General features: G+C 41.6%; 22 protein-coding genes and 1 tRNA gene. 1 reads left to right on the top strand and 22 read right to left on the bottom strand.

Going from position 1 to position 21611, the window contains the following annotated elements; translation table 11 throughout:
• A partial coding sequence (locus tag ADH27_RS00985) for a recombinase family protein (RefSeq protein ID WP_048715024.1) occupies nucleotides 1-1089 on the top strand: 1089 nt, incomplete at its 5' end.
• Between the two features lie 310 nt (nucleotides 1090-1399).
• Here ADH27_RS00985 and ADH27_RS09715 read toward each other — a convergent pair.
• The 22 genes from ADH27_RS09715 to ADH27_RS00870 form a co-directional block, all read right to left on the bottom strand.
• Nucleotides 1400-2155: a hypothetical protein gene (locus ADH27_RS09715; protein WP_152904091.1), complete on the bottom strand. Its 756-nt coding sequence runs from the start codon at nucleotides 2153-2155 to the stop codon at nucleotides 1400-1402.
• Between the two features lie 143 nt (nucleotides 2156-2298).
• Nucleotides 2299-2649, bottom strand: a complete 351-nt coding sequence (locus ADH27_RS00975) for a hypothetical protein (RefSeq protein ID WP_048715002.1) — start codon at nucleotides 2647-2649, stop codon at nucleotides 2299-2301.
• Nucleotides 2650-2661: 12 nt separating this feature from the next.
• Nucleotides 2662-3126 (bottom strand): hypothetical protein, encoded by a 465-nt coding sequence (locus tag ADH27_RS00970; RefSeq protein WP_048715001.1) that lies wholly within the window; start codon nucleotides 3124-3126, stop codon nucleotides 2662-2664.
• Nucleotides 3127-3144: 18 nt separating this feature from the next.
• Nucleotides 3145-3864 carry a peptidoglycan amidohydrolase family protein gene (locus ADH27_RS10535; RefSeq protein WP_048714999.1) on the bottom strand — a complete coding sequence of 240 codons (720 nt, stop codon included), beginning with the start codon at nucleotides 3862-3864 and terminating at the stop codon, nucleotides 3145-3147.
• 14 nt (nucleotides 3865-3878) lie between these two features.
• A complete protein-coding gene (locus ADH27_RS00960) occupies nucleotides 3879-4208 on the bottom strand; it encodes a phage holin (protein WP_048714997.1) in 330 nt (109 codons plus the stop codon).
• 1 nt (nucleotide 4209) lies between these two features.
• Entirely contained in the window at nucleotides 4210-4611 is a 402-nt protein-coding gene (locus ADH27_RS10000; RefSeq protein WP_048714995.1) for a hypothetical protein, read from the bottom strand.
• A gap of 28 nt (nucleotides 4612-4639) precedes the next feature.
• On the bottom strand, nucleotides 4640-5275 hold the full coding sequence (locus ADH27_RS00950) for a hypothetical protein (RefSeq protein WP_048714994.1): 636 nt from the start codon (nucleotides 5273-5275) through the stop codon (nucleotides 4640-4642).
• Between the two features lie 3 nt (nucleotides 5276-5278).
• Nucleotides 5279-5572, bottom strand: coding sequence for a hypothetical protein (locus tag ADH27_RS00945; protein WP_048714991.1), 294 nt, complete (start codon nucleotides 5570-5572; stop codon nucleotides 5279-5281).
• Nucleotides 5573-5585: 13 nt separating this feature from the next.
• Nucleotides 5586-8774 carry a phage tail spike protein gene (locus ADH27_RS00940; protein WP_053091432.1) on the bottom strand — a complete coding sequence of 1063 codons (3189 nt, stop codon included), beginning with the start codon at nucleotides 8772-8774 and terminating at the stop codon, nucleotides 5586-5588.
• Nucleotides 8771-9487, bottom strand: a complete 717-nt coding sequence (locus tag ADH27_RS00935; protein ID WP_048714989.1) for a distal tail protein Dit — start codon at nucleotides 9485-9487, stop codon at nucleotides 8771-8773. Before ADH27_RS00935 ends, ADH27_RS00940 begins: the two co-directional genes overlap by 4 nt.
• Nucleotides 9484-13692, bottom strand: a complete 4209-nt coding sequence (locus ADH27_RS00930; RefSeq protein ID WP_048714988.1) for a phage tail tape measure protein — start codon at nucleotides 13690-13692, stop codon at nucleotides 9484-9486. The genes ADH27_RS00935 and ADH27_RS00930 overlap by 4 nt, the downstream gene beginning before the upstream one ends.
• Before the next feature lie 203 nt (nucleotides 13693-13895).
• Nucleotides 13896-14225, bottom strand: a complete 330-nt coding sequence (gene gpG, locus ADH27_RS00920; RefSeq protein WP_048714984.1) for a phage tail assembly chaperone G — start codon at nucleotides 14223-14225, stop codon at nucleotides 13896-13898.
• A 76-nt stretch (nucleotides 14226-14301) separates the two neighbouring features.
• Nucleotides 14302-14853 carry a major tail protein gene (locus tag ADH27_RS00915; protein ID WP_048714982.1) on the bottom strand — a complete coding sequence of 184 codons (552 nt, stop codon included), beginning with the start codon at nucleotides 14851-14853 and terminating at the stop codon, nucleotides 14302-14304.
• Nucleotides 14854-14870: 17 nt separating this feature from the next.
• Nucleotides 14871-15311 (bottom strand): hypothetical protein, encoded by a 441-nt coding sequence (locus tag ADH27_RS00910; RefSeq protein WP_048714980.1) that lies wholly within the window; start codon nucleotides 15309-15311, stop codon nucleotides 14871-14873.
• Nucleotides 15308-15685 (bottom strand): HK97-gp10 family putative phage morphogenesis protein, encoded by a 378-nt coding sequence (locus ADH27_RS00905; protein WP_048714978.1) that lies wholly within the window; start codon nucleotides 15683-15685, stop codon nucleotides 15308-15310. Before ADH27_RS00905 ends, ADH27_RS00910 begins: the two co-directional genes overlap by 4 nt.
• Nucleotides 15682-16038, bottom strand: a complete 357-nt coding sequence (locus ADH27_RS00900; protein WP_048714977.1) for a head-tail adaptor protein — start codon at nucleotides 16036-16038, stop codon at nucleotides 15682-15684. The genes ADH27_RS00905 and ADH27_RS00900 overlap by 4 nt, the downstream gene beginning before the upstream one ends.
• Complete coding sequence (locus ADH27_RS00895; protein WP_048714975.1) at nucleotides 16013-16336, bottom strand: head-tail connector protein; 324 nt, start codon at nucleotides 16334-16336, stop codon at nucleotides 16013-16015. The genes ADH27_RS00900 and ADH27_RS00895 overlap by 26 nt, the downstream gene beginning before the upstream one ends.
• 167 nt (nucleotides 16337-16503) lie before the next feature.
• On the bottom strand, nucleotides 16504-17673 hold the full coding sequence (locus tag ADH27_RS00890; protein ID WP_048714973.1) for a phage major capsid protein: 1170 nt from the start codon (nucleotides 17671-17673) through the stop codon (nucleotides 16504-16506).
• Between the two features lie 21 nt (nucleotides 17674-17694).
• On the bottom strand, nucleotides 17695-18375 hold the full coding sequence (locus ADH27_RS00885; RefSeq protein ID WP_048715018.1) for a head maturation protease, ClpP-related: 681 nt from the start codon (nucleotides 18373-18375) through the stop codon (nucleotides 17695-17697).
• Complete coding sequence (locus ADH27_RS00880; RefSeq protein WP_048714971.1) at nucleotides 18332-19561, bottom strand: phage portal protein; 1230 nt, start codon at nucleotides 19559-19561, stop codon at nucleotides 18332-18334. Before ADH27_RS00880 ends, ADH27_RS00885 begins: the two co-directional genes overlap by 44 nt.
• A gap of 176 nt (nucleotides 19562-19737) precedes the next feature.
• Entirely contained in the window at nucleotides 19738-21489 is a 1752-nt protein-coding gene (locus ADH27_RS00875; RefSeq protein ID WP_048714969.1) for a terminase large subunit, read from the bottom strand.
• A gap of 25 nt (nucleotides 21490-21514) precedes the next feature.
• Nucleotides 21515-21585: transfer RNA gene (locus ADH27_RS00870), tRNA-Trp, on the bottom strand.
• Between the last annotated feature and the right edge of the window lie 26 nt (nucleotides 21586-21611).

Raw genomic sequence — 21611 nt, 5'->3', positions numbered from 1 at the left:
CCATTCGGGCGAGCCGTTATAGGTTTGTTATCCGTATTTGCTCAGCTCGAAAGAGAGCAGATAAAAGAGCGTATGCAATTAGGTAAGCTGGGACGGGCCAAGTCTGGAAAGTCCATGATGTGGGCTAAAACCTCCTACGGGTACAACTACGACAAAGAAACAGGATCACTGACCATAAACCCAGCACAATCGCTAGTAGTCAAGTACATTTTCGAGCGCTATCTGGCAGGTCGTTCTATTACCAAATTAAGGGACGACTTAAACGAGAAGTACCCAAAAGAAATTAGCTGGAATTACAGAGCTGTCAGAGGGATCCTGTCAAATCCTGTCTACTGTGGCTACAATCAGTACAAGGGCCAGCTATTCCCTGGAGAGCATGAACCTATTATCTCAGAAGATGTGTACAAGAGGACGCAAGAGGAGCTAAAAATCAGACAGAGGGCTGCTGCAGAAAAGACAAATCCTAGACCGTTTCAGGCAAAATACATGTTGTCAGGACTAGCCAAGTGCGGATATTGTCACGCGCCTCTCAAGCTAATAATGGGCGGTATCCGCAAAGACGGTACTAGATTTATTAGATACGAGTGCTACCAGAGACATCCAAGGAAAACAGCTGGGGTCACTGTTTACAATAACAATCAAAAATGTCACTCTGGAGCTTATGAAAAGGACGAATTAGAGAAATATATCATTACAGAGATAAGCAAGCTACAGCATGACCAGAGCTATATCGAGAAGCTGTTTAACACCCAATCAAGCACTATAGACCGTGATAGCTACCAAAAGCAAATCGAGGAGCTGACTAAGAAACTGAGCAGATTGAATGACTTGTATATTGATGACCGCATCACTTTGGATGAGCTACAAAAAAGGTCCTCAGAATTTATGACAATGAGGACAACACTTGAGGAAGAACTAAAAAATGACCCAGAAAAACAAGGTCAGGAACGAAGAAATAATATAAAACAGGTACTAGACTGTGAGGATATCGCAAGTATTGATTATGATGGCCAAAAGGTCATTGCTAGGGCATTGATCGACAAGGTACAAGTGACATCTGAGCGGATTGTCATAAATTGGAGAATATAAAGAATTTTACTATCCTTCATTTCAATCAAGGATAGTAAATTTGTCACTGTCTGTTACAATAGACAATTTGGCAAATTGCCGTTATAACAGAAAAAAGCTACCAATTAGGGGTTGGTAGCTTTTAAAGTAAGTGATAGTATTCGATTATCACTTATATTATATCACATTTTAAACGATTGTCGCGCGAAAAAGATCCTTGATTTTATCGTATTTATTGGGCTTTATCATAAATGGTCACGCGAAAATCACGCGAAAGGCAACAAAAAAAGCCCTCCCAATTCGGGAGGGTGTGTCTTATATGTTTATGATTTTACAGATTCTCCGGCCAAGGGTCATCTGTGATATATGACATATCAGTAAATCGTAAATCTCCGATGTCTCGGTCAGTAGGTACTGGATCGTCAAATTGTAAGCGTAGCTGGTTGCCATCACCCGGCCCGCCTAAATAAAATGTTCCCAAACGTTTACCCTTGTCATTTGTCATAATACCCAGTTTTGAGCTGGTCGCACGAAAACCGACTGGGATTCCTTGAACGTTTAAGATAACCACGTTACGATCGCGGTCTGACCCTTGAGGAACGTAGTTGGGCGCACCTCGTCTCACGATCCCAAACCAACCCCACGATAGACCACCGAAGCCGACCTCTACCGTGGAGTTTACTCGCCTAAATTCTACGTATGCATTAGTTTGATTTGAGTTGATATTTCTTGGTTTAAATTTGACATCACCAAACAAAACAGACCAAGCGTTAGAGCCAGTCCCAGCGGTTTTTTTGATCCACTTCACCGCCCCGTTCTTAGCCGTGGTATCAGTATAAATTGTACCGATGTCAGCGTTAAGATTGTACGGGAATCCTTGGCCTTTTAATTCGGTACTTGCACTGCTAGCACCCGTTCCTACTTTGCGTTTGAGTTCTTCCAAGTCATTCTTGGTTGCTAGTTGCGTAGTGTCCACTACTGGTACTTTAGACTTAGTGACAAATGGGTCACCGCCATTTGCTAATTTGGTGTCAATGAGAGCATCCAGACCAAGTTCTACGTGCTTGTCTCTAATGTTGTTGGTCATTTGAGATTGAAGCGTGGCATAGGTTGGAAATAATTCATAGGCCTTGGCAGTTTGTAACGACCCACTTTGTCGGGTCTCTAGCGTCCCAATATCACGACCAATGGATTCTATAGCTTTCTTTAATTTATCCATTCAGCACCTCCTTAGAGGGTATTTTTAGCCGTTGTATAGATTTGTACGAAGTCAGTATTTTCAAGGTCAGTGAATTTTTGGCCAAGCTCGGTCATCTTGGACACGATCGCACTATCGGACGAACTGCCGGCCGAAATTTTTTCAGCAATTTCTTTCAGCGTGTCTAATTCTTCTGGCACGCCCTCGCCTAAAATAGCGGTTTTGACACCAGCGATGGCAGTCTCAAGTTGTTGCTGTGTGATGCCACCTTGGCCAATTTCTGACTTATCTGCCTTGGTAGCAAGCGTGGTGTTGATTTTCTTTACATCAGTACCTATGGCATTGACTAAAGATTTTAAATTTTCAGTGTTTAAAGTAGTCATTTCTTATCCTCTCTAAATTTTAGCAAGATTGTATAGCGTGGTTAAGTCTGGCAATTCTTCTGCTTGCGTGCCATTTGGATGTTCTGCAATGTACTTGTCGATTTCTGCTTTGACATCATTTTTTACCAGATCAAGCAACTCGCTACTTGTGTATTTATCGGCCGATTGCGTGACTTCTAGTCGGACGCTTTGATCGCTTGGGAAAACGTACCCGGCACAATGGACCTCTACAAGGTAACTACCGATAGGTAGCGGTTTGCTAATTTTAAAGCTAATATTTGACTGCGATACCGTGCTTTCAAAAAGTGCCTTACCATCCGCACCAGTTAAAACAACCCTGGCTTGTTGTCCGTCGAGGTTCACAGGCCTCCATTTCTCATCTAGCAACTCGTAAGCAAAAAGGGAAGCCGAGTCCCCCTGTTTGACGACTCGGCCTCCTTCAAGTTGCTTCAAGTTTGTAGAGTTAGATCTAATCATTTAGACCTCCTTACTAACTTAAATCGGGGTGCAATCATCCAGGTATTTGTCCTCAACCCACTGAGCGCTTGCTGGGTGATTGATACGAGCCCAGCCGTTGAGTTTTTCGTAAACCCGCACCCGTGTACCCGCTGGAAGAAATTCTTTGTCCTGGCTATCGATGCGTGGACCAGCTTCTACATAGTAGTCAGTTGTCAGCGTACCCTCGTAGTAAGGCTTTTGAGACACTTCAAGACGTGTATTCACGTCCAGGATACGGTCAAACTCGCTTTGTGCTGGCGCAGGAACTGGAACACCACTCTCACGGAACACGATCTCGCGAGGTCGTCCGTTGAGGTTCCAGATATAATTGTAATCATTCTCGGTCACACCATCTGAACCATAGTTACAGTGGATGGCCGAATTTTCACCAGTCATGATTACAACGTGACCAAATGCACCAAGTGAGCTGGATCCGTCGCGAGGTGCCCAGATGACCACGTCACCACGTCGAGCATCGAACGTTCCGTCCACTGCGTCAAAGATCTTAGCATAACCAATAGCAGGAAGCGCTTGTTGAAGCGTTTCTGTATTGTTGTTTAGGTTGATTTCAAGCGCGTATGAAACAGCGCTAGAACAATCAAATTCAATGCGTCCGTCACCGTCCGCATCATTACCGTTACGGTCGCTCATGTCATAATGAACAGGGATAGACCGCAAGTGGTACATACGTGCAATACTGCTCTCAATTCTACTCATAAAATAGACCTCCCTTATTTCTTCCATTCGTCGTTGGCAGCTTTGACGGCCGCCTCGATAAATGTATTGAGTTCTTGACTTGTCAAGTGGATATTTTGCGACTCAAGGCCCTCGATCAAGCTAGTTTTAGCATGCTCGAGCTTATCTGCCCCGTGAATATCCAACTTGTCAGCAACTTGCTCTGTAGCTCGTACAGCGTTCTTTGCCAAGATCTCAACGATTTCAATTGCTTTCTTGCCACCGCGCATAAGCAAGTATTTTTTAATCGCTTGTACCACGATGCCTGTCAATACAACTAAAATACTCATAGCTGATGATGTAATAATGCTTGTAATTTGATCCATGTTATTTTTCCTCTTTAATTTCTAGCTCTAAGAAGCGCTCAAAAAGCACTCTTATAGCGCCGTTTCCGCCTAACTCGACGTAACTTTCATACAGTTTAGATAGCTCCTCGATTTCGTGCTGGTTAGTGTGTCCACGCTTGAGCGCGTTTTTTAAGTTCTCCTGCAATCGAAAGCGTTGAAGCCGTTGCAAACCTTTCCCGATTATCGTCAAATTCTTATTGTTATCTTTTCCAATCTCTTCCACGTTTGAGACTGACTTCTCGAGGGTGTCTATCTTATTCGATAGACCCTCAAGACGTTTGTCAGCTTCTTTAGTGGTTTTAGTACTTTTAAAGGAAAAGTAACTTGGAATGATTACAACCAGGACGGGTGTCAGCTTATCTACTAGTGCCAATAGGTCCAATTAAACCACCCCCTATCAAGCTACTAGCTTACTGGACAGGTTGAGTTTCAAGCTCTCCCGCTGGTTGAGGTGCGTTCTCTTTTGGTGCGTCCGGTTTTGGCTCGGTCCATTTCCAGATACCGATCTTGCCGTTTTGGTGCAACGCTTCCAATTGCTCAAGTGTTTCGCCGTTGTACGTGAACGGCTCGGTCACTTGGATCATGACGCGCTTACCTTCTTGGAATTTTTCGGTATGGTTTGGATCTTCAATAGCAAAAATCGCTTGTGCCGGATAGGTTGTGCCGGTTTTACCAAGGTCAACCAATTCAAGGCCACGTTTAAAGATAGTCGGATCTAGCGGGTTGTCCGTATCAGTCACACGAGCAAGAACTGCCCAATCTGCAACTGCCTTAACTTCTGCGATTTTGGTATCTTTCTCTGCCAACTTCTGTTCATAGCTTTCAGCTTGTACGTGCAAATCTTCTTGCAACTTCTTCACACCATCTGCTGGGTTAAATTCAGTGGCAATCTGACCCAGTACAGCATCAATAAGAGCCTCGTCTGTGTCGTTGGTGCGGTCACCAATCAAGACACGGTCAAAAGCCGTATATGGATTTTCTTGACGGATTGCTACGAATGTGCGGTTAGCGTCTTGGGCGTATTTGTTTACTACTTTAAAACTCATATGTTATTTTTCCTTTTCTAATTTTTCAGCTTCTAATTTTTCAGCCACTTCATCGAATAATTCTTTGAGAGCGTCGTCTGCGTCTAGTACGCTATTAATGCGTTCTAGCTGTGCTTGTGCTTGTTCAAGCTGTGCTTGCACTTCTACAAGTTTTTCTTGTGCTTGTTCAAGCTGTGCTTGCACTTCTACAAGTTTTTCTTGTGCTTCTTCGTGCAAGACCTTGTAATTAGATCCCTCTACGATTGCGTTCGCGAGCCTCTGCGCGATATCATTTACAATTTTATCTACTGTGTTCATGGTATCCTTTCTACTATTTTCCCGGTTCCCATATCTGACCATATCTTAAAATACGGACATTCCCGTTATCATAAAACTCAATACCGCTACCACTTCGGGAATTGACAAAGGCGGTACACCAACCGCCTCCCTTGTTATATCTTAAAAAGTTAAGTCCAACTGTTTCGGTGTCGCTTGCGTTGTCGCTGACAATGACTGCATTTGACGGAAACATGATTTTATTTGCTCTCATTTTCATAAAATCAGAGTTCATTTCAATCCGGCCATTGTCAGTACATACAATCATAGGATTGCCACCGCTTTTTGTTGATATAAAAAAATCGTATCCTGTATGTGATCCGACTGCACCACCGGCCAGACGACCATACTTGTCATAATAAGTTGAGTAGCCGGCTACTGATACCCCGTTTTTCCCGATAAAGTCCAAAGCCCCGCCGTGTAACACAAGACCGGTTTTTTCTCCCATTGATTTAAAGACACCTTGGTTTAGATCAAAGTTAGTTGCACCGTTAATTGACTGCAAAATGCCACCCTTGATAATGTTAGCGGTCAACCCGTCCGTTGCGATATTCTTTGCGGTTACATTGATAAGGTTAGCCTTGCTTGCGTCGATCTCGTCAATGTGTGCCGTGCCGATTTGAGCCTTCCCGATCATGGATTTTTTGATAACCCCGTCTTTGATGATGGTCTTCTCGCCAACTGAAAGCAAGCCCTCGTTAATTCGGACTGACCCGTCGGGATTGAGGTTAATCGCTCCCAGTACGTCGCCCGCGCTATTTAGATTGCGTACCGACCACGACCCAGCGAGTTGGGTGACTTGCGTTCTGACTGCTTCAATCGGTTCTTCGCTATCCTCTGGTGCTGGTTGCCATTTCCGGTCTGCCGTACCCTCATAAAAGTCAAGCTCGGTCATAAACATACCAGACCAGACGTTGGGAACACCATCATAGATAAATAGCAAGTAACCATTGTCAAAATCACCCGTATTAAATTTAAAGGTACGCTTTACGGCCTTATCTGAATTAAAAGCGGGCGATCCAGTCTTGTCGAAGATTATCTGTCTCTCATCATAATCTTGATTAGCAGAGTCTTTCTTGCGCTTCCGTAACTCGATTGTTACCCTTGCTGTGTTTGCGTCAAACGCTGTTAAATTAAGGATATAATCCGCGTTGCGTTTGAAGATAAAGCGTGGACTGTTTACGACTGCGCCATTTTCTAGCAAAAACATTCGTTTTTGACCGTTTAAATAAAAGTGATGTTCTAAAAACTTGAACTTGCTAGGGTCACCATTCCAATGTTTCAACCCGTCATCTGCCCGACTATTTCGAAGCATATTCGGGCCACCTTGTGTTGAGTATTTCCCGACTTCTGTCTGGAATATCTCGCTAGACATGACAAGCCGTGACAACTTGTCTGGTGCGTCTGTTTCAGACGTTCCCAAAATTCTTTCATAAATCTTGTTAGACTCGGTTAATTTGTTAAACTCAATGGTCTGTTTTCGGATTTCAATTTCAGCTTTATCCGATTTATTCATCAAGTATGAAATGCCATTATTAGCGCTTCTTTCTAATTCGTCGAATTTTGTTTTTGGTACAAATTCATTCTTGACATTTTGCAAGATTTTATTATAGATAACACCGCTGTCTGTCTGATTAAGCGTTTCTGTGACTTTCTGTGTCAAGTCTTGACTAGAAAGGATTTGTTGTTTGATTTGGTCGGATAATTTGCTAGTGTCTGGTAGCGTGCCAGCTTTCTTGAGGGCTTCTTCTGCCCGCTTGTTAGCTTCTGCGATAGCACGGTCAGTAGTGGTCTTGGCTTCTTCAAGTTGTCTGTTAACTTCCTTCTTGACTCTATCTACATCCTCTGTATCAATGCGTTTCTCCCACATTGATCCATTCCAGATATACATTCGGTCATAGAGTCCGTTCTTCTCAAACCAAATGTCACCAACTTTATGCTCTTTATTGCCTGGGCGGTTGTACCATACTTTATTTCCTTGAGCGTTTAAGAGATAGTCTGGTAAGCTATTTTCAAAGTTCTGCTGTGCCTTTGCAATTTCATCAACCTTGCCGGCTAGGCCACTCTGCATTGTAGCCCGTACATTCGTACCGATTTCGCCAAACTCTACGCTTGCATTACGTTCGTTCACAAAGTCATAAGTGATAGTGGTTACTTTGGCAGTTTCATCTGTAAGCCCAATCTGTGGATAATAGATAGGCACGATATCGCATAGTTCAAGCTCTTCAATCCATGCCCTATCAGCATAATCTAGCGTCTTAGCTAAATCCACATACTCAATTTTGGTATTGATTTTAGGCTTACCGATTGCGTTGCGTTCCATGTAGTCACTGGCTAGTTTTCGTAACTTGTCAGCGGTTGGAATATTCTTCTTTTTGCTATCGCTATTAAACTCGCTCGAAAAGTCTACTACTTTAATTCTGCGATGTGCGTAGAGAGCCTTATACTTACTATCTACATAGTTTTCTGGGATTGTTACCGTGATAGGGTCTGGCTGGCTTTCGCTAGTGTCACCCTCTGGTTTTTCTGGGGTGTATGTAGCGAATGGTAAGACGCTTGTATAAGCGTCCTCAATAGTCTCATCTGTTTCAGCAGATAGGATGTTACGACCATACTCTAATACAGTTGGAGCAGTACGACCTAATTGCTTATGTAGTCTGACTACCATGTTGTCAAACTCATACTCACCGCCCCAGATGTCAAGGATTGACCCCTCTACACCACCAAGCGCTAGACGGGCATTTGTCGCCTTATCAATGGTTAAGGTAGTAGTCGCACTTGCCTGGATATCAGACCAGACATCGAAGCGATAGTCACCGATAAGAGCATTTCTCCACAATGATAAAGCGTTAAATGCTGTACCATTTAAGACTAAGCCATTTATAATGGCCATGTATTCTAGTTTGTGTGAAATATGCTGGCCATAGATTTTAACGATGTTACTGCTATCTTTAACAATTCGTGAGATTTCAAAGGTCTGATTTTTGGTACGAAGCCCAGCGTCAGCTTTCAGTTTCATCTCTTTTTGTAAGATTGAGACCATCGGGTCGTTGACGGGAATTTCTGCATATAGCGTATAATTCCTGTTACGCTCCCTTGTAACTGTCCCCTTGGTAACATTAAGTTCACCGAGGCCATACGTATCAAATGACTGCTCATTTTTATTAAATAGTATAGGTCTCATAACTTAACCCCCCAATTTGGGATAATGAACACTTCAAAATTGCCATCCCAGCTTATCAAGTTGCGCCCAGAGTCCAAATAAGGCATCTGGAATTGTGGAGACCGCACAACCTTATCCCACGCTGGCAGATTATCCTTGTATACTTGGTTCGCTTGCATATCGAGGGTTATCTTGCCTTGTATGGCTCGAAGTTTAGTCTTACGTCCATTGATGGTTAATGTACAATCACCAGACCCGACAAGCGTGATGATTGGTTTTGCGTTGACATTACCTAAACCATTAATAGTCGCACCATTGGATAATTTCTGCGTGGCCCGTCCTTGCTTGTAGTATTTGACGGGATAGCATACAAAATTAATGGTCGTTTTACCAAACTGTCGCATAGTTTCCTCAACACTAAACGTTTCGAGGTAGGCGGCACGATAGATAAAATCTGGATCGTATGAGATTGTTAAATCCTTGTATCCCTCAACGCCTAACCACTCGGAAATTTTATAAACTTCTGTGGCAATCAAGCCCTTTTCTTTCACAAAATTCACTGGGAAACTCAATTCAGCAGAATTAAGACGGTTATTACTTATCAATAACTCACCGTCTCTACCCGGTACTGCAACACGTTCCACATCAAGACCGGAAGTGGAAATTTTCTTGCCTTCTGCTACTCGTAAGCCAAATTCTGTATTTGTTTTTCCATTAAAAGTAAATGTCGTCAAGCTAATTTCCCTCCTTCTTGATTAGTGTAGTATGCTAGTTCTCTTAGCAGCTTCTTCATAAATTCCGGTGTTAACTCTTGGTTGTTACCACTGCTATTCACGTTTAGTGTGTAGTTTTGATTAGGTCGTTCGTTTTGATTACCGTTCTTTACTTGTCGTATCAACTCTTCGAGGAATGGTGTGACATCCTTACTAGTATGTTCATCTTTCCATTCATTAACATTCTTGATACGTTGTGTGATGTTTGCAATCTTGGATTTTTCCCATCCAACACCATTAGCATAATTTGGCATACCTAATGAGTTCATCAGATTTTTAGTCAATCCGGCACGTAGGACTTTCGAACCTCTTGGAAGGTCTAAGACTACGTTACGACCATTAGGGATAAAGCTTTGTCCGTTTGGTAGAGTAACCAACTCTTTATACATAGGCCCTTCTTGGTCATTGACCATAGCAAGCCCACCTTGGTGGTAGTTCGTACCGTTTTTGTGTCCAAATAACCGTCCGACAGTGTTGACTACACGATTGACTACTTCTGTAGCCGTGATAGTTGTATGCCAGCTAGTCGGAACAGAGCGGATAGCACCACTCGCAGAGTTCGCAGCGTTGACAGCGCTCGAAGAGTCGCCCGTAATGTACTTCATAGGGCTTCCAAGGCCATTCCATTCATTTTGCTTGTTAATAGCTGACTGCCCAGCGTTTACTGCATTCGTTGAATCAGCAGTAATCGCCTTGGTTGGTACTTGGTAGCCATTCACTTCACTGTACGCTTGAATGGCTGTGTCTTTTCCTTGAACCGCACTAGATGGATCGGCATTGATATTCGTGTTAGTTTCTTTTGGAATATTCAAGATGTCATTCATCACTTGAGAAATGACTTTGCTTGAATTATCCGTGGCATCAATTGGGATGTTAGGATTCATACCAACCAACGTATTCAATGCTTGTTGAATTTTGGTTACTTCACCAGTAGCCAAATCTTTGGCAATGAGTTCTTTTTGCTCTGGGGTTAAACTATTCCATTTTTGCAAAGTTGAAATCGCAAGGTTTCCGGAGTTAAGGAAAGCCTCGTTCTTCATTAGAAGCTCTTTTGCTTCTGCCGGGAGGGCGTTCCACTGAGCTAGTGCTTCTTTATTCTCAAGGATTGCTTGCATTCCCTTGTGTCCGTCTAACACAAGTTCTTTTTCTTCCACGCTCAAGCTATCCCACTTGCCGGCTTCTACTAACGCTTGACCGATAACCATCTTAGCGTTGGTTTCAAGGTTTGCGTTTTTAAGCACAAACTGCATAGATTCCCAACCGCCTTCTGCCTCAAGGGCTTTCTGGACTTCTTCTACTGCATTAGTTTTAACCTCGCCTTTTTTGTCATCAAAAACAAGCGAGTTCCAGATCAAGTTGGCTTCAGCAGTTTCTTGACTCATGTTTGTTAGAGATTTTGCAACTATGCCCGACGAGGTTTTGACCGTGTCAGCGGCAGTACGCATATACTCTTCAAATTGTTTTACATCAAGACCCAATGCGCCCATACGAGCCTTAGCACCTTCCAAGGCCTCTTTAGTCCACCGGCCATTGTAGTTATCAAGGAAGTTCTTTTCTAACTCAAAATATTTCTGTTGGTAAGCTTCCATTTTACCAACGTGTTCATTTTCGAGCGCTTCAAGTTTTTGGTGTTTCTCTTTTAAAGCCTCAACGCTTTTAGCGTCCTTGTAGGCTTCCTCAATAGCTTGCTTACGCTTGTCGTAAAGCTTGTTCTCTTCTTCAATCCAATTCCTTACGACACTCAAAGCATCCTTACGTTGCTGTTCGTTAAGACCTTTTACCTCGCCATTCATAGCCTTCATGATGGCGGTTTTCTTATCTTTTGAAATGTTCAGTAAGTCTAATTGCTCGCTAATCATTTGATTTTGAGCATTTAAGACTATCGCACTTTCTTCTCGCGTTAAATCACGATGTTGCTCTTTGGCATTTTGGTAGATACGACCGACTTCTTCAGTCATGTTGCGTACATTGGTTTTAGTCTGATCCAATTGTTCTTGTTGTTCTTTCTGGACAGCTTCAGACATACCTACTTCTTTTGCTAAGGCTTCGAGCTTCTCTTTCTTTTCATCAATCAACTTATCAATTTCGTTGTTTAATTTTTCAAAAGAAGCCTTAACATTATCAACATTTCCAGCAGTCGCTCCAAAGTCAACCATAGCCTTGTTTGCTTCATCAACTTTAGCTTTAAAGCTACCTAGCTGTTCATCTTGTAGTTTAGATACAGATGTACCCCAGCGCTCTGTACGCTCATTAGCTTCAGTGATTTCTTTAGTGATGTAACCTAAGCCTATTAAGGCTGCACCACCCAATAAAATACCCCACGTTGGTACACTACCAAGTGTAGCTATAGTAGATGATAGCAAACTGGCACTTGCATTAGCTTCAGCCGTAGCCGTTCCGACTCCACCGATTCCAGCAGATAAAGCCTTAAAGCCACCAGCAATTGATCCAGCATCTTTAAATGTTTTTAAAAGACCGGAAAACTTACCAATCCCACTAGCGATACTCCCAAGACCTTTAGTAAAGCCACCGATAATACTTAGGCCACCACCTAGCAATTTTAACGCTGGGCCTATCGCAGCCGCCATCAAGCCCCACTTAATAACATTCTGTTGTTGCTCTCTGGACATTTCGCTAAACTTCTTAGCCATATCAGATAGAGTCTGTAGCCAAGGTTTAGCAGCATCTAAACCACTGTTTAAAGCCTTTAATAACGGCCCGCCAAATTCAATAGCAATGTCAGTAAGCTTGTTTTTGAAGATTTTTAATTGTGACTCTGTGGTTTCATAGCGTTTCTTAGCCTCGGTGGTAAGTGCATTATTTTCCTTCCATGCTCCATTAGCTGTTTTTAATGCCCTTGCTAAAAGATCTCCCGCACCAGCCATACGTTGCATAGTGTCGATTTCTTGAGTTGATTTAATTCCTAGTTGTTTTAATGTTTGGGTTACGTCTCCGCCGGATGCCTTGACTTTTTTCAAGCCATCTAAAAATGCGAGCAGAGCAATTTGTGGTTCTGTCTTCCATGATTTAGCAAAGTTTTCAGCGCTCATTCCAGCGATTTGCGCAAATTTATCGAGTTTATCTCCGCTCGAAAGGACTTGGGTATTAATCTTCTGCATCACACGAGAGAATGAACTTCCTCCGGCTTCTGCATTAATACCTACAGAACTCATTGCGGTTGCAACCGCTAAAATCTGTGGTTCGGTCAAACCTACAAGTTTTCCTGTACCAGCCAAACGAAGAGACATTTCAACAATTTCTTTTTCGGTCGTTGCAAAGTTGTTACCCAAATCAACAATTGTTGATCCTAGTCGTCTAAATTCTGACTGAGGCATTTGTGTAATATTCGCAAGTCTAGCAAGCGATGTAGCAGCTTCATCAGCAGTCAAGTTGGTAGATTCACCAAGATCAATCATTGTTTTCGAAAAGTCAACGATATTTTGTTTTTTAATACCAAGTTGTCCGGCCGATTCTGCTACTCTTGCGATGTCAGCAGCACTTGCCGGCATCACCTTCGATGCTTCTCGAATAGCTCGGGACATTTTTTGGTATTCGCCTTCAGTTGCGTCAACTGTTTTCTTTACACCCGCAAAAGCACTTTCATATTCGATTGCTGCCTTAACTGCAATCCCAGCACCAGCTACCAATGGAGCAGTTACACCTTTGGTAAGTGCAGAACCGACACCGCTTATTTTAGTGCCGATGTCTTTCATTCTGCCTCCAAATGATGTTAAATTGCTTCCAATCTTCGTCCATGATGATGACTGGATGTTGATTTCCTTGGTTAATTCAGCATACCTAGTTTTTAGATCTGAAATGGTAGTGGCAGTTTGAAGCATGGCATTTCTGGCACTTAGCAAGTCTTCTTTGTTTTTTGCACTAGCACTACCAAAATCACCGATTTTACTTTTTAACTCATTGTAATGATCTGTTTGTTTTTTTAGAATACCTTCATAGGCTTGTATGCTCTTTCCAGTTTCTGCTAAAACAGTACGCATACCGCCTAAGTTTTTAGCACCGTTTCCGGCATTTTTAAAACTCTTTTCCATAGCATTTAAGGACTTATCAAGCCCTCTCATGTACATACTAAGTTGCTTTGTGTTGCCAACAAAAGGTGCTATATCTAAGGAAGCCGTTGCGACTAGTTCACCTAAATTACTAGCCATTTATCCCCCTTTCTATCCAAATAAGAGTGGAAATGCTTTGTCTAGCGTAGTTTCTTTCTCAGTTTCTTTCACTTGTGTTTCCATCGCACGAACCATCAATTCAAGGTCGCTTGTCTTCAGTTTCTTAATTTCTGTTATCGTGTAACCTTGTTGCATCAACTGTTGAACCCACGCTAAAAGACTATCTCTAGCCTGTTCGGGGGTTATTGTTTCTTTTTTTCTTCCTTATCTTCCTCATCTAATTTGATACCAAGGGCAGATAGATAGAGCTTTTCTAATTCTTCCAAAACATCAACTTTAGCTTGTCGCAAGTCGTCAACTGTAAATTGATTACCGTACATGTCGACAAACATTTGTAAATAAGCTTCATTTACTTTTCGATGCTCTTTTGGATTGTTAAATAACTTATCGTTTTGAGTTAGTGCCGTTTGGCGTACTTGATGTTCAACCGCTAGGAGATTATCCTCTACGGTCACATAGGCTTTCGAAAATTCTTTCTCAATACCACCCTTTAGCAATTTGATTTCAAACATTTTTTTCTCACTCCTTATTGAAAAATTAATAAAAATAAAAAGCATGAGTATAGACCCATGCTTTCATGTCATGCGATTAGGCAGATGGAAATACCATTTTCTTAAAGTCTGCCAAAACAAATTCAGCATTATCTTCACGACCGATAAGAAGAACGTTTCCGTTTTCGTCATCACCACGGGCAACAAAGTTACCAGTTACGCTATCTGCTTTTGGATCTGGTGTTCCATCTTTAGTTTCTGCTTCAAGGCCCGGAAGAGAGAATTTACCTTTAAGCAATCCAATCCAAATACCTTTGTTGTCTTCTGTCGAAATACGGAACATACAAGCCACGTCTTTAGGTGTGAGGGTCTTGTTGTAGATTTCAACACCTTTCGTAACTGTGATACCGTACAACACCTTACGTGCTTCTGTTGGTAAGTCAAGTACAGAAATTTCTAATTGTGTACCAGTGATACCAGATGACAATACTACGTATGGGCCGTCATCTGCTGCAATTGTTACAAGTTCGTTCGTGATATCAATCTTGGCAGATTTCATACCAGGCAATTTCATAGTAGTAGGAACTTTGTTTTCTGCATTAACTTCGCCAAATTCAAAATCACGCAAACCAAATTTTACTTTAGACATTTAATATCCTCTTTTCTTTAATTTAACTTTTCTAACTGCCATGTAAATAATCGATATTTCCTTACGTTAACCAATAAGTCAATATCTGTATTTCTATATCGTGGCAGTTCATTTGTGGTGTAACGTTCAAAGCCGTTATCCTCTAAAATCTTATCCATCAATTCAGCAATCTGTTCAGATTGTTTTACACTCTCGCACCAAAAGTTAATAGTGATACGCTCTTCAGTAGATATGCTTTTATCATCTGCATATTCAACCGCATTCTCATACGTTGGATAGATACGCATAAATGGGGCTAATTCCTTACTAACAAGGTTTGTAGGTCGCTCTGGAATCTCAAAGGTAAAGATGCCTTGTTTAAATCCAAGACCGAATTTCTTGCCTCGCAACTTATCCATTAAGTTATTCAACTCAGTGCTAGCACTTAATAGCTTATAAGCCGTGGTTTCAATCGTCATAAACCTAACCCCTCCTTTACTTTTGATGCGAATATCTCTTTAGCTTTTGGTGTCATTTCGTTAATTGTCTTTTCTTCAAAACCTTGTCCAGCTTGGTATTTTGTACCATCGTCTGGGAAATGAATACGCCATCCAGTCGCTCGACCATAGCCAATATCTTTTGAAATTAAGCCGTGGTCGCCACCTTTAAAATTAGTGACTTTCGTATCATCCCTTGCGTGCATACCGTCCATAACAAAATAGACTGGTGTATTGACTTTTAAAGCTTGTTCAAACTGCTCTGCAACTTCTCCGACTGCCGAACGTGCAACTTTCGGGGCTTTCACTTGCAATTCAGTTAGTTTAGCTAAAATACCATCTAAACCTTTTGTCATGTTCTTCTCTTGATGCTGACCTTATCTATATCGAATGAAGATTCATCGATATCAACTGATACAATGTCATATTCGACACCGTTCAATTCAACGTGATCCGAAGAATCGAAAGGCCGTCTGGGATGATGTCGCACATACAAGGTTTTCAATTCAGTGGCCGATAAAATACCCTTAGCTTTATCACTGGCGGTTCTGTTAGCCCCTTCTTGGAAATCTTTCAACGATGTTTTGGCGATTTCACACCAACAAGTGTATAGGTCTTCACGAGTAGGGGAGATAACTTCTCCGTCTTCGTTCTGACCGCCTGTTTCTCTGAAGAAAGTAACTCTATGATTCATTTTTCTTGTTATCATCTAGTTCTCTCCTCGTTCTTAATTGATGGATAATATTTAGAACACCGTTTGCTAGTGGATAACGCATAGTATCCGCTGAAAGTCCACGGTGCTCATATTCTTCTTTCACTTGCTTCTTAACCGCAAGTTTAAACTTAGCGTATTGTTCAAGGTCTGAAGGTGTGACATCATTGTCAATAGCAAAACATATCTGCTCTTGTACGCCCTCAATCATTTCTTCTAACAAATCATCTTCAAAGTCGTAGTCGATTTTACAATAGAGTTTCACACTCTCTAATAATGCGGTTGAAACACTCATATTTCTAACCTCCAATCAAGGCCAGTAATTGCTCTTTCGTTTGAGATGCGCTATAAGAAATACCCTTGCTATCTAAATACGCTTGAATTTCTGTCTTGGTGTTACTTGCGGTTGGTACTGCTAGAGTTACCGCTGACCGTGAGACACCCCCACTGATTGGGGGAGTATTAGGGCATAGTTACGAAGTAACCAGCTTTCTTGTCTGCTTTCTTAACATCGAAGCGTACTACTGCTTGCAAGTATTGACCGTAGATTTCGTTATCAGCCCAGCGCAAACCAAGCTCTTGACGATCTGCGAAGAGTACAGCACGTTGAATATCACCGATAAACGCATGAGCTTCACCAGCGTTACCAAATGCTTCGTCAGAAACTACAAATACTGGATGTCCAAGGAATACTTTTCCAGAAGCTGAAACAATAGAATCTTGAAGAAGATAACGACCATTCTTGTCTTTCAAAGTGTCAAGTTTTTGGTAGAACGATTGAGAAACCACAAATGACACGTTATAAGCTGGGTCAAGGTTCACATTCAAGATTTCCTTGATAGCGTCCAAATCTGATGCTGTTTTAGTGTCAAATGATTTCAATACAGTTGCGATAGCATCATTAGTTGTATTGACTTTGATTTGTTCTGCTGCTTCTGTTACCAAACTAAGAAGATCAACATCAGCATCATCGATTGATTCTTGAGAGACTGGAATAGCTCCACGGTAAGTAGCAACTTCCCATGCTACGTTTTCAAATTCTGGTTTAGCAAGAGCTGGATTTTGTTCCAATTCTGCTACGCTTGCCATTTTAGATGTAGCACGTTTTAAGATTGGATATTTACCAGTTCCTTTAGTTGCTTTGTGAATTGTAGCGAATTGTTTCAAGTCGAGAACAGTTTTCACTTCACGAAGTGGTGTAGTGATGATTTCTTCACTTGTTACTGGTTTAGAATCAGCTTTCTTAACTCCATCTTGCGTTGGAGTTACTGCTGCGTTCATAGGAACGATCAATTCTTTACCCTCAAATTTTAACTCTTTAGATGCTACCGCACCTTTTGAGTGCAACCATTCATTTACTGCTTCACGCATTGTCTTTTCTTCTGTACGCACTGCATGAGTTTCAGCAGTTTGTGGTTCGTTTTTCATATCTTTAAACAAATTCAAATCCTCCGTTAATGTGTTCAAAGTTTCTTTCTTAGCATTGATAGACGCACGCATTTCTTTCGCTTCATTAAGATCAGCAGTTGCGCTATCTTCCAACATAGCTTTTAAATCGCTTGTAGCAGTTTCAATTTCTGCTTTAGTTTCAGCGATTTTTGCTTCCAATTCTTTGATTTTTTCATCAAACATTTAGGTATATTCCCCTTTCTTTTAAAGACCGTTTAAGATGGCCTCTTTTTCCAGCTCAAATAGCATTGCTTGAGCTTCTTTTGCGTTCGATTTCTTCCGTGAATAAAAGTCATCGATGACAGCTTGCGGTAACAATCCACTTTCAAGGCTTGCCACTGCGCCTAAATCTTTCTCAAAGGTCATGAGTTCATCAGCAAAACCTTTTTCAATCGCTTCATTCGCAGACATAAAGGTTTCATTCTTCATCAATTCGAAGATTTCTTCTTCTGATAAACCAGTCTTTGAGACATACGCATTAACAATCGCTTGATCGCTAGATTTGAGAGCATTTACAGCTTTCTCCAAATCATCGCTATTCCCAGATACATAGCCAAGCAATGCTTTATGGATCATGATTTGAGCAGTCGGACTAATTTTGACCGTATCCGCACCCATGATTGCAACACTTGCAGCACTCGCAGCCATTCCAGTCACTTCCACTGTGACGTGGCCTTTGTAATTTTTAAGTGCGGTATAGATTTCGCTTCCCACTGTCACTAAACCACCGTTTGAATTGACTTCTAGCGTGATATCCTCGTTGATATCTTCTGGAAATTGATCCGTGATCGACTTTGCGCTAACTGCCTCTAGCCCGAAAAACTCATACGCTTCGTACTCGTTATTCGAGATCAGAGGCCCTTTCATCTTGATTCTCTTTGCCATTTTCATTCTCACCCCCTTTCATTGCTTGGTATTTCTCTTTCTTATCGAGGAACACATAATTCAAGCTAGATTGATAACGATCCATGTTAGGATCAGACGAACGCTCTTTACCAAGTTCAACGCGCCCCTCGTTGGGTGTGATAACTTGGTTGATAATCAACTTCGTGATTTCGTCTACGTTCCGACCTGTCACGCTCCGAGTGTCAAAGTCGATTTTGTATTTCTTGCGTTCTTCATCGTCAAGCACTTTAAGAGCAAGTTCGCTTGTAATTGCGTCAAAATAAAATGGCAAGTCGTTCGCAACATAATCCTCAGCCAACTGTGCTACAGACTGGTTAGGACTATTCACACCCAATTTGTAACTTGGTACACGCAAGGCTTTCGCAATCTGCGCAGTCGTAAAGTTATTAGATGTGATTAGTTGCAAGACGTTCGTATCTATTTCGAGTGGCGTGTATTCCTGTGTATCGTCAAATACTAAAGGACTACCACCAGTCGAACCCTCACGCATTTTTTCAAAATCCATACGGGCTTTCTTACGTGCTTCACCGTTTAATTGAGCGCCTTTTAATTTAATAATCCCGCTTGAGAATCCGTCACGGAAGAATTTAATCAAGGTATTCAGACCGCCGTCTTGCAAGCTGATCTCACTTCCAAGTGACAGCAGTGGAGACCGCCCTAAAATAGTGTCATGGCTGAAAAACTTCCAGTGAATGACATCAGAAGCCTCACACTTGACAGATACGCCAGTCAAACGATCACGGAATGTATATATTAGTCTGTGGTCATTTGTCTCTTCTACGGTCGTTTCAGAGGGCCTATAAAATTGAAATTGAAGTGCTTTACCAGTCTTTGGATCACGTAGAATACGTGAGAATGAATTCCCTGTTAAAATCGCGTTAACGGTCATAGCAAACTTCCATGTTCGTGCTGACACGTTACCAGTCGATTTAACGTTTAAGAGATAGTTCAAATCTGCATCTGGCTCAATATTCCCAGTTAAATCTTTCTTCAGTAGTGGGAAGCGTGCCACGTCTCCGGCAATGATAGAAATGGCCGTTAAGATATCACTGTTCTTCAAGGCAGAAATACCAGTGTAGTTTGGTGAATAATTTCCACCAATTACAGATGATATGTAGTCGTCATAGGAGGGCTTAGTTTCTCCTAAAGGTTGAAATAAACTCATTTTATTGTCTCACCTCCTTTCTAGCTTGTTTTGTCGATGTACCAACCTAGAAAAGCGATTAGTAAGCCCGTTCCAATAAAACCAACTTTTAAATCGTATAAAAAAAGCCCATACGATATATGAGCCAATCCAATAAGAAATAAAATACTGTGGATATTATGCTTTAAAAACTTCATCTAAAATAGGCTACCTCCTTCAAGTATTTTTTCATTCGTCCAATACCCCGAACCATCAAATGGCTCTAAGTAACAGACAGCAAAGGCATCTAATAAGGCATCTAGTGGGTCAATCTTATTACTTTGCTTATCCTTATCAATACGCATACCGTTATTATCAACCTTGACCCTTGCATTATTGATAGCCATTGTAAGCAATTGATTTCCAGAGTGTTTTATCAAGCCTTTCAAAACATCATCTCTAAACTGCCTTGTAGGCATATTCAAAACCATTGTGTTCTGTCTAACTTCGATTAGAGGCCATTCCGGATGCCTTTTCTCGATCATAGCGATTAACGAGCTGAATTGATACGGGTCAAAGCAGATAGCTTGTAAATCCCATTCATTCGTATAAACCATCTCCTCGATTTTCTCAAGAACACGCTCATCGTCAATGACACCACTCTCAAGGGTAGTTATTTCACATTCTCCCATACGTTCTAAATTCGTATAGGACACGCCATCGCGCTTCTCTTTTGCGACTAAACCATACTTAGTAGCTATAAATGAGAAGCTATCCACGTACCAATAATCATCCATTTGAACCATAGGAGAGATAGCAAATAAGTCGCTAACTTTACCAACATCGACACCTATCCAGACTCTACGCTTGCGTGTGTCTGGTTTTTCATCTAATTTTGCTTGCGACCAACTTTGTTTATCCATGTAAGAGGTTTCTGTTGACTGTCGCCACATATTAAAATTCTTAACTAAAACCTCGTTAACTGTTCCAGTCTCTAATGACACCTTTCTACGCTTCCGTAGATAGTCCATCATTTTCTCATACAAAGCTTCAACTTCTAGGATAGGGTTTGATTTGATCCAGTTCTTTTCGTCTGCAATTTCTTCTTCGTCGTCTTGTTCTGCAATAAAGGCAAAATAGTCGTCATTCTCCAATTCTCCGCTAAGCAATTTCTCAATATACACATACTCGATAGTGTGCATTGGTACATTCAAATCAAGTCCAGCGGTTGAAATAATTAGAATCAAAGGGTTGTCTAACTGACCTTGACCAGATGCCAATAGCTCAAGCATTTCATTTGTTTTGGATGCTGCAAACTCGTCCAGTACGCCAACATAAGGCTCGAATCCATCAACCGCCCCCGTATCTCGTGAAAGTGGTCGGATATAGGATTCATCCACCAGATTTCTCAATTCCTCACGTACTCGCTTAGTAGCCTTTCTGACATCTTCGTCTTGCGCCCTTAATGCGTCTAACTGCTTACGGGCCATCTCAAACGCTATCTTTGCTTGTGTCTTGTCGTTTGCAGTACAAAATAGTTGCCGTGACATCGCCGGGTTACGCCCAAATAAAAACTCGTACAACAACACACCGGCGACCAGAATAGTCTTGCCGTTCTTACGTGCTACCGATATAAGAGCCTTCTTGAACCGTCTTACAGTATTGTCGGTTTTCTTCCTCCAGCCATACAAACAAGATAAAATGAATTTTTGAAAACTCGCTAGCGGGTAAGGAACACCGGTTTTCACATCCGGCAATATTTCAATAAAACGGATTGGATCAAGTGCTTTTTCTGGAATGTATTCAAAGTTGAAATCTTTTGACGGTATTCGCTTCAAATCATTCAAATGCCTTAGACAAGCTTTTATGACTTTATCACAAGCAATACGTTTTCCATCAACAACACTCTTGGCATATTTAAATGCATCATCTTGATATTTCTTAGGAATACCAGAATAATCGTATGCCATACCTTACCTCCTTTCTAGCGTATAACAGACCGTGTAGGAATCGAACCCACGACTACAAGGTTGGAGCTTGTCATGTTACCTCTACACCAACGGTCTAAATAAAAAAGAGGGAGAACCCTCTA

Source organism: Streptococcus sp. 343_SSPC, assembly GCF_001072385.1.
GTDB lineage: Bacteria > Bacillota > Bacilli > Lactobacillales > Streptococcaceae > Streptococcus.
This window is presented reverse-complemented; position numbering and strand designations above follow the sequence as displayed.

Bases quoted from the DNA above. Each gene is read 5' to 3' on its own strand.
- ADH27_RS00975 (WP_048715002.1), bottom strand. From the start codon at position 2,649: ATGACTACTTTAAACACTGAAAATTTAAAATCTTTAGTCAATGCCATA.
- ADH27_RS00905 (WP_048714978.1), bottom strand. From the start codon at position 15,685: ATGACAAAAGGTTTAGATGGTATTTTAGCTAAACTAACTGAATTGCAA.
- ADH27_RS00875 (WP_048714969.1), bottom strand. From the start codon at position 21,489: ATGGCATACGATTATTCTGGTATTCCTAAGAAATATCAAGATGATGCA.
- ADH27_RS00950 (WP_048714994.1), bottom strand. From the start codon at position 5,275: ATGAGTTTTAAAGTAGTAAACAAATACGCCCAAGACGCTAACCGCACA.
- ADH27_RS00880 (WP_048714971.1), bottom strand. From the start codon at position 19,561: ATGAGTTTATTTCAACCTTTAGGAGAAACTAAGCCCTCCTATGACGAC.
- ADH27_RS00890 (WP_048714973.1), bottom strand. From the start codon at position 17,673: ATGTTTGATGAAAAAATCAAAGAATTGGAAGCAAAAATCGCTGAAACT.
- gpG (WP_048714984.1), bottom strand. From the start codon at position 14,225: ATGTTTGAAATCAAATTGCTAAAGGGTGGTATTGAGAAAGAATTTTCG.
- ADH27_RS00945 (WP_048714991.1), bottom strand. From the start codon at position 5,572: ATGAACACAGTAGATAAAATTGTAAATGATATCGCGCAGAGGCTCGCG.
- ADH27_RS10535 (WP_048714999.1), bottom strand. From the start codon at position 3,864: ATGAGTAGAATTGAGAGCAGTATTGCACGTATGTACCACTTGCGGTCT.
- ADH27_RS00885 (WP_048715018.1), bottom strand. From the start codon at position 18,375: ATGGCAAAGAGAATCAAGATGAAAGGGCCTCTGATCTCGAATAACGAG.
- ADH27_RS00930 (WP_048714988.1), bottom strand. From the start codon at position 13,692: ATGGCTAGTAATTTAGGTGAACTAGTCGCAACGGCTTCCTTAGATATA.
- ADH27_RS00960 (WP_048714997.1), bottom strand. From the start codon at position 4,208: ATGGATCAAATTACAAGCATTATTACATCATCAGCTATGAGTATTTTA.
- ADH27_RS00910 (WP_048714980.1), bottom strand. From the start codon at position 15,311: ATGACGATTGAAACCACGGCTTATAAGCTATTAAGTGCTAGCACTGAG.
- ADH27_RS00895 (WP_048714975.1), bottom strand. From the start codon at position 16,336: ATGAGTGTTTCAACCGCATTATTAGAGAGTGTGAAACTCTATTGTAAA.
- ADH27_RS00915 (WP_048714982.1), bottom strand. From the start codon at position 14,853: ATGTCTAAAGTAAAATTTGGTTTGCGTGATTTTGAATTTGGCGAAGTT.
- ADH27_RS00900 (WP_048714977.1), bottom strand. From the start codon at position 16,038: ATGATAACAAGAAAAATGAATCATAGAGTTACTTTCTTCAGAGAAACA.
- ADH27_RS00940 (WP_053091432.1), bottom strand. From the start codon at position 8,774: ATGAGACCTATACTATTTAATAAAAATGAGCAGTCATTTGATACGTAT.
- ADH27_RS09715 (WP_152904091.1), bottom strand. From the start codon at position 2,155: ATGACCAACAACATTAGAGACAAGCACGTAGAACTTGGTCTGGATGCT.
- ADH27_RS00970 (WP_048715001.1), bottom strand. From the start codon at position 3,126: ATGATTAGATCTAACTCTACAAACTTGAAGCAACTTGAAGGAGGCCGA.